This window comes from Megasphaera sp. DJF_B143 (assembly GCF_900320625.1).
Classification (GTDB): domain Bacteria; phylum Bacillota; class Negativicutes; order Veillonellales; family Megasphaeraceae; genus Megasphaera; species Megasphaera hexanoica.
Genome location: NZ_ONTA01000090.1, coordinates 1 through 10,465, shown reverse-complemented (window position 1 = coordinate 10,465; position 10,465 = coordinate 1). Strand labels below are relative to the sequence as shown.

Genomic DNA, 10,465 nt, shown 5'->3' with positions numbered 1-10,465 from the left:
TATTTTCATGATCTGCACGGCTCATTCCTCAGTGTATCTGCTGTGTGGTTCGGTTTTCTATGGCCTGGGTGCCGGACTTCTCATGCCGGCCATCATGACCTGGCTGTTTAATGTGGTGGCTCCGGCGCGGCGCAGCAATGCCAGTGCGACCTATTACAACACCATGGACCTGGGAACATGCCTGGGCATTGTCCTCCTGGGGACCCTGGCCGGCCATGTGGGATATGTGGCTATCTTCTATGGCGTCCTGGCCGTCATGGGGCTGTACATTGCCTTTACGCTCTGGGCATGGAAAAGCGGCCATATGACGGACCGGCGCACGCCGCCATCAGGCTCTCCGGTGCCATAACTCGGACAGGGCTACGCCGCCCAGGACGAGGACGGCCCCCAGCCACTGCACGGCTGTCAGGACTTCGCCGAGGAGCAGTCCCGACAGGGCCAGGGCCGTCAGGGGTTCGATGTAGCCGCAGATGGAGACGGTCTGGGCAGACAGGTTTTGAATACCGGAGAAATAGAGAGAGTAGCCGATACCCGTATTGACGATGCCCAGGCAGAGAATGCAGGCGATGGCCGTGCCGTCCAGTGCGGCCGGGCCGGAGGACATGGTACAGGTCACGAGGCCTACGACAAGGGAGGCGACGAGCAGCTGGCAGGCAGGAGATATGATCCCGCTTATGCCGGCTGTTTTTTTCATGGCGACGATGAGCAGGGCAAAGCACAGGGCGCATAGCAGGCCACACACGAGTCCCCATGAGAGGCCGTTGGCCTGAAAATCGGCGCCATTGATGCAGATCATGCCACCGGTGACGATGATCATGCCGGCCACTTTGGGCAGGGTGAACGGTTCGTGAAAGACGAACCGTGACAGAATCATGATGAGGACGGGGCCGAAATAGCAGATGAGTGTGGCCAGGCTGACGCCGATCTGCTGGTAGGCTTCGTACAGGAAAAGCCAGTTCCCGGCCAGGAATATGCCCGACAGTACCAGCCAGACGAGGGAACGGCGCGGCGCCGTAAAGAGTACGTGCCACTGCCGGCGGCAGAGGGCCAGGATGAGCAGGAAGGTCCCGCCCAGGACCGTACGGCACAGTACGATTTCATAACTTGATAAGGGAATATGACTGGCAATGATGCCGTTGGTGCCAAAGATGACTGTCGCCAGAATGAATTTGATATATGAGTCTTTCATTGTATCCTCCTATTACACCCGTGTTGTATTGTATACATTGTATTGTAGCAAAAAACAGGGGAAAAGGGTTAAGGGTTCATACATTTTTTTGTATTCTGTAAATTGTATACATAAGTAAAAGGAAAAAGAAATAGTGGTTTTACGTTTCAGTTATATCGTAAGTGTGATAAAATAGACCGTAGATGTACAAAAATCCCATACTACGAGAGGAAAGAAGCTGAGTATATGATGGATGTCTACAGCACGACTGAAAATTTTACGCGCCGCGCCCTCTGGGCCCAGATCGACCTCGACGCGGCCGCTCATAATATGCAGGTCATCCGCCGTCATGTCGGACCGGATGTACGGATTGCGGCCGTTGTCAAGGCCAATGCCTATGGCCACGGTGCCGTCGAACTGGCCCGTACCTTTGCGGAAAACGGGGCCGACTGCTTTGCCGTTTCCAGTCTGGATGAAGCGGTGGAACTGCGCCGCTATGCGGGGATTACCAAGAATATATTCATCCTCGGCCATACGGACGGCCGGCGGACAGAGGAACTCCTGGCCTATCATATTGAGCCGGCCGTGTTCAATCTGAAGAATGCCGAATACTTTTCATCGGAAGCGTCCCGCCTGGGCCAGACCCTGCAGGTTCATATTGCCATTGATTCCGGTATGAGCCGTATCGGATTCCTGCCCGATGAGGAAAGCATTTCCGTCATCAAGGAAATTGCCGCCCTGCCGCGCATCGAAATTCGGGGGATATTCACTCATTTTGCTGTGGCCGATGAGAAGGACAAGACCTTTACGCATGAACAGTTCAAGCGGTTTATGTGGGTCTGCAGCCGCCTGGAAGATGAAGGAGTCCACATTCCCATCCGCCACTGTTGCAACAGTGCGGCGACGCTGGAACTGCCCCGGTATCATCTCGACATGGTCCGTCCCGGCATCATCCAGTACGGCTGCCAGCCGAGCCATGACGTATCTCTTGCCGGGTTTGATTTCCGGCCGGTCATGTCCCTGCGCTGCTGCGTGGCCCACGTCAAGCTCATCGATGCCGGGGCGACGGTCAGCTATGGCCGTCATTTTACCTGCGACCGGCGGCGCAAGATCGCGACGCTTCCTGCCGGGTATGCCGATGGCTACATGCGGGCCTTGTCGGGGAAGACCGACGTCCTGTTCCACGGTCACCGCGTCCCTCAGGTCGGCACGATCTGCATGGACCAGTGCATGATCGACATCACGGGCGAAGCGAACTGCCGGGCCGGCGATGAAGTCGTGTTATTTGGCCGCCAGGGCGATCAGTTCATCCCCATTGAAGAACTGGCCGACAAGGCTGGGACCATCAATTACGAAATCATGTGCAACATCAACCGCCGGGTGCCACGGGTCTATATCCGCAACGGCAGGGTGGTGGAACGGGAAGAATATCTCTTTGACAAACCTTAAAAGTTTCGCAGGATAAACGATAAACCTAAAATATAAACCTTGCAATCGGCAAGTATAAGGTATACTATAAAGATATAAGATACGTGCATATCCAGTATGCGCAGAGAGAAATAATCTGAATAAGGTGGTGCGTGTTATGAATTGGGATGACAAGATTTCGAAAAACGTGCAGGCTATCAAACCGTCGGGGATCCGTAAGTTCTTCGATATTGCCAATCAGATACCAGGCGTGCTGTCCCTGAGTATCGGCGAACCGGACTTTGCGGCACCGGACAAGGTATGCGAAGCGATGAAAGCCAGTATCGATGCGCGGCAGACCAGCTATACGGCCAATTCGGGCCTCATCGAACTGCGGCAGGAAATTGCAAAATTATTCCATGACCGCTATGGCGTTGATTACGATCCGGTCGATGAAATCATGGTGACTGTCGGGGCTTCGGAAGGGCTGACCATGGCTCTTTTGGCACTGACCGAACCGGGGGATGAAGTCATCATTCCCGACCCGGCGTATGTAGCCTATCCGGCGGCCGTAGAAGCTGCCGGTGGCGTTCCCGTTTTCGTGCCGACCTATGCCAAAGATGATTTCAAAGTGACGGCCGAAGCGCTGGAACAGGTCGTGACGCCTAAGACGAAGGCACTCGTCATGGGTTACCCCAATAACCCGACGGGGACGGTCATGACCCGGGAAGAACTGCTGCCCATTGCGGAATTTGCCAAGAAGCATGACCTGGTCGTCATGAGTGATGAAATCTATTGCGAACTGGTGTACGGCGATACGAAATTCACGTCCTTTGCCAACCTGCCGGATATGCGCGAACGGACGATTGTACTCAACGGCTTCTCCAAGGCCTACGCCATGACGGGCATGCGCCTGGGCTATGTCTGTGCCCCGCGGGACGGCCTGGCCAATATCCTGAAGCTGCACCAGTACATGATCATGTGTGCCAATACGCAGGCCCAGTACGGCGGCATCACCGCTCTCCGGGATTGCGCCGCTGACGTGGAATCGATGCGTCAGGAATACGATGCACGGCGTAAAGTCATTTATAAAGGCCTGGTCGATATGGGTCTTCCCGTTTTTGAACCGAAAGGCGCTTTTTACATCTTCCCCGATATCAGCTGCACGGGTATGAACAGTGAAGAATTCTGTGAAAAACTGGTCAAGGAAGAAAAAGTAGCCGTCGTTCCCGGCACGGCATTTGGTGCCTGCGGAGAAAATCATGTCCGCATTTCCTACGCTGCTTCCATGGAAACCATCAAGGAAGCATTGAAGCGGATGGCACGGTTTGTTGAAAAGTACAGGAAATAATATAGAATGATCAGAGGCCGCCCCGGGCTGCGTAACGGGGCGGCCTCTTTTGGGCCATGCAGGGATATGATACAATATATATAACGAGTTAGAGACCGACACGGGCCATCAGGTCTGTGGAAGAATTGGAACAGGGGAGGACGGAGTATATGGAAACGAAGTATTATCTCGGATTTGATGCGGGGACGCAGAGCGTAAAGGTAGCGGTATATGATGAAAACATGGAGGAAATTGTCATGGCGACGGCCAAGACGACCTTGTCCTATCCACAGCCCGGCTGGGTACAGATGGATATCGATGAATATTACCGCCTGATCAAGCAGTGCATGCGCGTCTGCAGCGACGGCATGAAGGAAAAGGGGATTTCTCCTTCGGGCGTGCGGGCCATCATGGGCGATGGCATCATCTGCGGCATTGCCTGCATAGACGAAGATGGCCATGCCCTGACGCCGTACATCAATTACCTCGACAGCCGGACAGCGGAAGATGTATCGCAGCTGAAAGAGCAGCATCTGGATATCTGGGCCAGGGAAACGGGCAATGCCGAACCGAACGTCATGTTCCCGGCCATGTTTGCCCGCTGGTTTTTGCAGAACGTGCCGGACGTACGGGAAAAGGGCGTCAAGTTCGTCCACAACTGCCCGTATATCCTCCTGCACCTGGCCGGCCTTTCCGGGAACGATGCCTTCATCGACTGGGGGACCATGTCCGGCTGGGGGCTCGGCTACGATGTGGTGAACAAGTGCTGGTCGGAGGAGCAGCTCCGTATCCTGGGCATTCCCCGGTCGTATATGCCGCGTATCGTAAAGCCCTGGGATATCATCGGCCATCTGTGTGAAGCCGATGCGGCGGAAACGGGATTTCCCGCTGGCATCCCCATCTGCGCCGGTGCTGGCGACACCATGGAATCGATGATGGGCAGCGGCATCCTGGAAGCCGGCCGGGCCGTCGATGTGGCCGGGACCTGTGCCATGTTTTGCGCGGCTACGGATGGCATTATTCCTGAACTGTCGGCGCCGGGTACGGGACTGGTCTTTAATTCTGGGACCCTTCCCGGCACGTATTTTTACTGGGGCATGGTGCGTACGGGAGGGCTGGCCCTGCGCTGGTTCAAGGATAACATTGCCCGCAAGGCCGATGATGATGCCTATTACGGAGAAATGGACGACCTGGCCCGGCGTCATCCCGCAGGCTGCGGCGGCGCTATGTTCATCCCGTACCTGACCGGTGGCAATGGCGATTATCCTAATGTACGCGGTACCTTTACGGGCCTGACCCTGGACGACGACCAGGGGGCGTTGTGGCGCTGCGTGCTGGAGGGCATCGGCTACGACTATATGGAAGTCACCGACCGCTATCGCAGCGCCGGTATTGATCTCACGCAGCTGACCATCACCGAAGGCGGCAGCCGCGACCGGCTGTGGAATCAGATCAAGGCCGATATGCTCGATACCCGTGTCGTGACCTTGAAGGTCGCCGGCGGGGCCGTGCCGACCAACTGCCTGGTGGCAGCCTTTGCCGCCGGGGATGTGACCGACCTGAAAACAGCGTTGCAGCAGCAGCTGGCCGTCAGGGAAGAGTTTGTGCCCTGCCGTGATCATACGGCCCTGTACCGGAACCAGTATGAACGCCGCAAGGGACTGTTGGAAGCCTTAAACAATATCAAAAATTTATAAAATAGTTCGTGAATGTGTACAAATTCACAAATAAGAACCGGATATTTTTCCGGTTCTTATTTTATTGTTATGTATGTTGTACATTACTGGTACAAAGTTATCTGGCCATGCCTAAAGTTCATTGATTTATGGAAATCGATGATTAAACAACATAAATGCATGGAAAAAGGCCGTTTTAATGCCGTATATAAAAGGTAAAATAGGCAATGATTCTGTAAAGTTATGAAAATGTCTGTTTTTTTAGTGGACTTTTTTTCCAAACGTGTTATACTATGAATGTAAGCAGTGCATCTTATATTTACCAAAAAGTGATTTTTTTTTGAGACAAAAAGTGAAAAAAATCACGCTAATAAAGGAGGAGTTTCAAATGTTCAAAAAAGTCATGGTTATTGGTGCAGGTACGATGGGTTCCGGTATTGCTCAGGTATTTGCTGAACACGGTGTAGATGTTATCCTGAACGATATCAAACAGGAATTCATCGATGGCGGCATGAAAAAAATCGACAAACAGCTGACCAGAAAAGTTACGAAAGGTAAAATGACGGAAGACCAGAAAGCTGAAATCATGGGCCGTCTGACCGGTATCGTAGAAATCACGGAAGACAACATGAAAGATGTTGAACTCGTTGTCGAAGCTGCTATCGAAGACGAAAAGATCAAATGCGGCATCTTCAAGAACCTCGATGAAAAATGCCCGGCTAATACAATCCTCGCTTCCAATACGTCTTCCCTGCCTATCACCAAGATTGCTACGGCTACGAAACGTCCGGAAAAAGTTATCGGCATGCACTTCTTCAATCCGGCTCCGGTCATGAAACTGGTCGAAATCATCAAAGGTATCGCAACTGACGATGCTACGACGAAAGCCGTTGTAGAATGCGCTGAAGCCCTTGGCAAATCCCCTGTTGAAGTTGAAGACTTCCCGGGCTTCGCTGCTAACCGTGTCGTCGTTCCGATGCTGAATGAAGCATGCTATGCCCTCATGGAAGGCGTTGCTTCCAAAGAAGGCATCGACGCTGTCTGCAAACTCGGCTACAACCATCCGATGGGACCGCTCGAACTGTGCGACCTGATTGGTAACGATGTCGTTCTCCACGTTATGGAAGTTCTCTATGAAGGCTTTGGCGATCCGAAATATCGTCCGTGCCCGCTCCTCCGTAAATACGTTGCTGCCGGCTGGCTCGGCCGCAAGACGGGCAAAGGCTTCTACGATTACAGCAAATAATGCCCGCTGGATAGCTTGATACTGACCTTAAGGAGGATTCTACCTATGGAATTTGAAAACATTCTCTTCACCGTAGAAGAAGGTATTGCTACAATTACGATCAACCGTCCGAAACAGGCTAACGCCCTGAACGCCGCTACGGTCCGTGATATTGAAAAAGCCGTTGACTACATTGCCGGCTCGAAAGACGTACAGGTAGTCATCATTACCGGTGCTGGCGACAAATTCTTCGTTGCTGGTGCAGATATCAAAGAAATGGCTGATTACAACCCGAAACAGGCTGGTGACTGGGGCACATATGGTGCTGGCGTCATCACCAAGATCGAAAGACTGCCACAGCCGGTTATCTGCGCTGTAAACGGCTATGCTCTGGGTGGCGGCTGCGAAATCTCCATGGCCTGCGATTTCCGTTATGCTTCGGATAACGCCGTATTCGGCCAGCCGGAAGTCGGCTTGGGCATCATCCCCGGCTTCGGTGGCACACAGCGTCTTGCCCGCCTCGTAGGTCCTGGCATGGCAAAAGAAATCATCCTGAGCAACCAGAATATTGATTCGGCTGAAGCTCTCCGCATCGGCCTGGTCAACAAAGTCGTTCCTCAGGCTGAATTAATGCCGGCTGCCATCAAGACCGCTAAGAGAATCATGAAACAGGGTCCTGTAGCAGTACAGATCGCTAAGAAAGCTATCAACAACGGCTTACAGTGCGACATCATTACAGGTATCCAGTTCGAAAGCAATGTCTTCGGTCTCTGCTTTGCTACAGAAGATCAGAAGGAAGGCATGAAAGCGTTCATGGAAAAACGTAAAGCCGATTTCAAAGGCGAATAACCGGTTTTTCTACAAGGTAATAAAAATACAGTGTCAGCGATGGCACTGTATTTTTTTTGACCATAAAAGTCAAAAGAATAGTATGAGAGAAAAATATTTTTGACTTTTTGACTTTTTTGGCCTAAAATCATTGACAAATCGGCTCAATCATGCTATCTTTTATATAGTTGTTAGCACACCAATAAAAAGAGTGCTAAAACAACGCGGCATCGAGGTGACAGGAAATGAATTTGGATGAAAGAAAACAAAAAATATTGCAAGCTATCATTCAGGATTACATCACGTCTGCCGAACCTGTCGGGTCCCGGACCATTGCCCGGAAGTATAATCTGGGCGTCAGTGCCGCAACGATCCGTAACGAAATGTTTGACCTGGAAATGATGGGCTATCTGGAACAGCCCCATACGTCGGCTGGCCGGATTCCATCCATTAAAGGGTATCGGTTCTACGTCGATTGCCTGGTGAAACCGGAAAAGGTGACAAATGATGAAAAGAAATTTGTCGAAACATGGTTTCAGGACAAGGTAAGCGATGTCGATCAGATATTTCAGAATACGGCGAAGGGACTGGCCAGGATTACGCACAATGTGACCCTCGTCATGACATCGCAGCAGCCCGGTTCCCGGCTGAAATACATACGGTTCCTGCCGCTGGATCACCGGCGCGCTATCATGATTGTCGTTACCGATTCCGGGCAGATTGAAAACTGTATTTATTCCAAACCGGATGGCGTCGATGTGGACGAACTCAACATCGTCGCTGAGAAATTGACGAATTTCCTGTCCGGCGTGCCCATGGCCAAAATCAACATGGACATGCTGCAGCAGTTCCACGACGATGTGGTAGATGACCTTGATTTGTACCGGACTGCTTTCCGCTCACTTCACAGGGCGTTCCGCCGTCAGCAGCAGTTGTATAAAGGCGGGACGATGGAACTCCTGAATAAGCCGGAGTTCAAGGATGTCGATAAGGCGAAAAGCCTGTTTACCATGCTGGAGGAACAGGATATTGTAGCCAATATCCTGCATGATGAGGGAGAACAAACGGACAAACCGGTAACGGTGCGTATCGGTGAAGAAACTAAATTATCTCCGATTAATGACTGCAGCATTATTGAAGCGACCTTTATGGCCAATGATGTAGTCCTCGGTAAGATTGCTGTTTTGGGACCGGCCCGCATGGAATATGCCCGGATCATTGGCTTACTCGATTTTATGAAACAGCATGTGACCCATATTCTGGAACATTACCAGGACGATAAATAGGAGGGATGCAGGTCATGAGTAAAGACAAGAAAAAAGAAGAAAAAGAAAAACAGACGACGACAGAGGCTGTGGAAGAAACGAAACAGCCGGCTGATGAAATAGCAGAAGAAACAGCGGCAGATGATGGTGCCGGTGCCGGACAGGCGGACAGCCAGAAGGCACAGCAGCCGGATGCCAGCGCACAGGCAGAGGCGGCAGCAGCGGAAATGAAATCGCGCTACTTGCGCCTCCAGGCCGATTTTGCCAATTTCAAGAAGCGGACTGCAACAGAAAAGCAGCAGATTTCTGAAGTCGTCAAAATGGATGTCCTCCAGAACATCCTGCCGGTCATCGATAATTTCGAACGGGCCCTGCAAGTGCCGCAGGATTCCCTTTCCGATGAGCTCAAATCGTTTGTAGATGGCTATACCATGATTTACAAACAGCTCATGACGGTTCTCGAAAAAGAAGGTGTTACGAAAATTGATGCCGTAGGCAAACCGTTTGATCCGAATTATCATCAGGCAGTCATGCGGGTCCCCAGCGATGAATACGACAATGACGTCGTTGTGGAAGTCCTGCAGGAAGGATATCTGCTGGGCGACAAGACATTGCGCCCGGCAATGGTTAAAGTTGCATTTAACGGTTAAGTATCGTAGAAAGTATAAGATTGGAGGAATTACTTATGTCTAAAGTAATTGGTATTGATTTAGGTACGACAAACTCGGTTGTAGCTGTTATGGAAGGCGGCGAACCGACGGTTATCACGAATACAGAAGGGTCCAGACTGACGCCGTCTGTCGTTGGTTTTTCCAAGACCGGTGAACGCCTGGTCGGCCAGCTGGCAAAACGTCAGGCTGTTTCCAACCCGGAAAACACGATTTCTTCCATTAAACGTCATATGGGTGAAAATTACACCGTCGATATCCAGGGCAAGAAATATACGCCTCAGGAAATTTCGGCCATGATCCTGCAGAAACTGAAGGAAGATGCCGAAAGCTATCTCGGTGAAAAAGTTACCCAGGCTGTCATCACCGTTCCAGCATACTTCAACGATGCCCAGCGTCAGGCCACGAAAGATGCTGGTAAAATCGCTGGCCTCGATGTACTCCGTATCGTCAACGAACCGACGGCTGCAGCCCTCGCTTATGGCCTGGATAAAGGCGGCGACGGCAAGATCCTCGTATTCGACCTCGGCGGTGGTACTTTCGATGTTTCCATCCTCGAATTGGGCGACGGCGTATTCGAAGTAAAGGCCACCAACGGGAATACCCACCTCGGCGGCGACGATTTCGATAATAAAGTCATGAACTGGATGATCAGTGAATTCAAGAGCCAGACCGGCATTGACCTGTCGCAGGATAAGATGGCTGAACAGCGTCTGAAAGAAGCTGCTGAAAAAGCCAAGATTGAATTGTCCACGGTCCTTTCGACCAACATCAACCTGCCGTTCATCACGGCCGATGCCACGGGCCCGAAACACCTCGACCTGACGCTGACCCGTGCTAAATTCAACGAACTGACGGAAGACCTCGTACAGGCTACGATGGAACCGACCCGTAAAGC

Annotated in this window: 10 protein-coding genes; 9 read left to right on the top strand and 1 reads right to left on the bottom strand. The window is 51.8% G+C overall.

The window, feature by feature from the left end; all coding sequences use genetic code 11:
* Positions 1-349, top strand: a 349-nt coding sequence (locus tag DBO31_RS02580; RefSeq protein ID WP_150824368.1) for an MFS transporter, incomplete at its 5' end; no start/stop codon positions are given.
* Here the strand turns inward: DBO31_RS02580 and DBO31_RS02575 are convergent.
* Positions 329-1,189, bottom strand: a complete 861-nt coding sequence (locus DBO31_RS02575; protein ID WP_113856184.1) for a DMT family transporter — start codon at positions 1,187-1,189, stop codon at positions 329-331. The genes DBO31_RS02580 and DBO31_RS02575 overlap by 21 nt on opposite strands.
* Positions 1,190-1,414: 225 nt before the next feature.
* Here DBO31_RS02575 and alr point away from each other — a divergent pair, with 225 nt between their 5' ends.
* From alr to DBO31_RS02535, 8 genes are all read left to right on the top strand, one after another.
* Entirely contained in the window at positions 1,415-2,617 is a 1,203-nt protein-coding gene (alr, locus tag DBO31_RS02570; protein WP_059077299.1) for an alanine racemase, read from the top strand.
* A 136-nt stretch (positions 2,618-2,753) separates the two neighbouring features.
* Complete coding sequence (locus tag DBO31_RS02565) at positions 2,754-3,926, top strand: pyridoxal phosphate-dependent aminotransferase (RefSeq protein WP_150824367.1); 1,173 nt, start codon at positions 2,754-2,756, stop codon at positions 3,924-3,926.
* Between the two features lie 149 nt (positions 3,927-4,075).
* Positions 4,076-5,602 (top strand): FGGY-family carbohydrate kinase, encoded by a 1,527-nt coding sequence (locus DBO31_RS02560; protein WP_150824366.1) that lies wholly within the window; start codon positions 4,076-4,078, stop codon positions 5,600-5,602.
* Between the two features lie 367 nt (positions 5,603-5,969).
* Entirely contained in the window at positions 5,970-6,827 is an 858-nt protein-coding gene (locus DBO31_RS02555; RefSeq protein ID WP_150824365.1) for a 3-hydroxybutyryl-CoA dehydrogenase, read from the top strand.
* A 45-nt stretch (positions 6,828-6,872) separates the two neighbouring features.
* Entirely contained in the window at positions 6,873-7,655 is a 783-nt protein-coding gene (locus DBO31_RS02550) for an enoyl-CoA hydratase-related protein (protein WP_150824364.1), read from the top strand.
* A gap of 224 nt (positions 7,656-7,879) precedes the next feature.
* Entirely contained in the window at positions 7,880-8,920 is a 1,041-nt protein-coding gene (hrcA, locus tag DBO31_RS02545; RefSeq protein WP_059077294.1) for a heat-inducible transcriptional repressor HrcA, read from the top strand.
* 14 nt (positions 8,921-8,934) lie between these two features.
* Positions 8,935-9,549, top strand: coding sequence for a nucleotide exchange factor GrpE (grpE, locus tag DBO31_RS02540; RefSeq protein ID WP_059077293.1), 615 nt, complete (start codon positions 8,935-8,937; stop codon positions 9,547-9,549).
* A 35-nt stretch (positions 9,550-9,584) separates the two neighbouring features.
* On the top strand, positions 9,585-10,465 hold an 881-nt coding region (locus DBO31_RS02535; RefSeq protein WP_150824363.1), incomplete at its 3' end, for an Hsp70 family protein.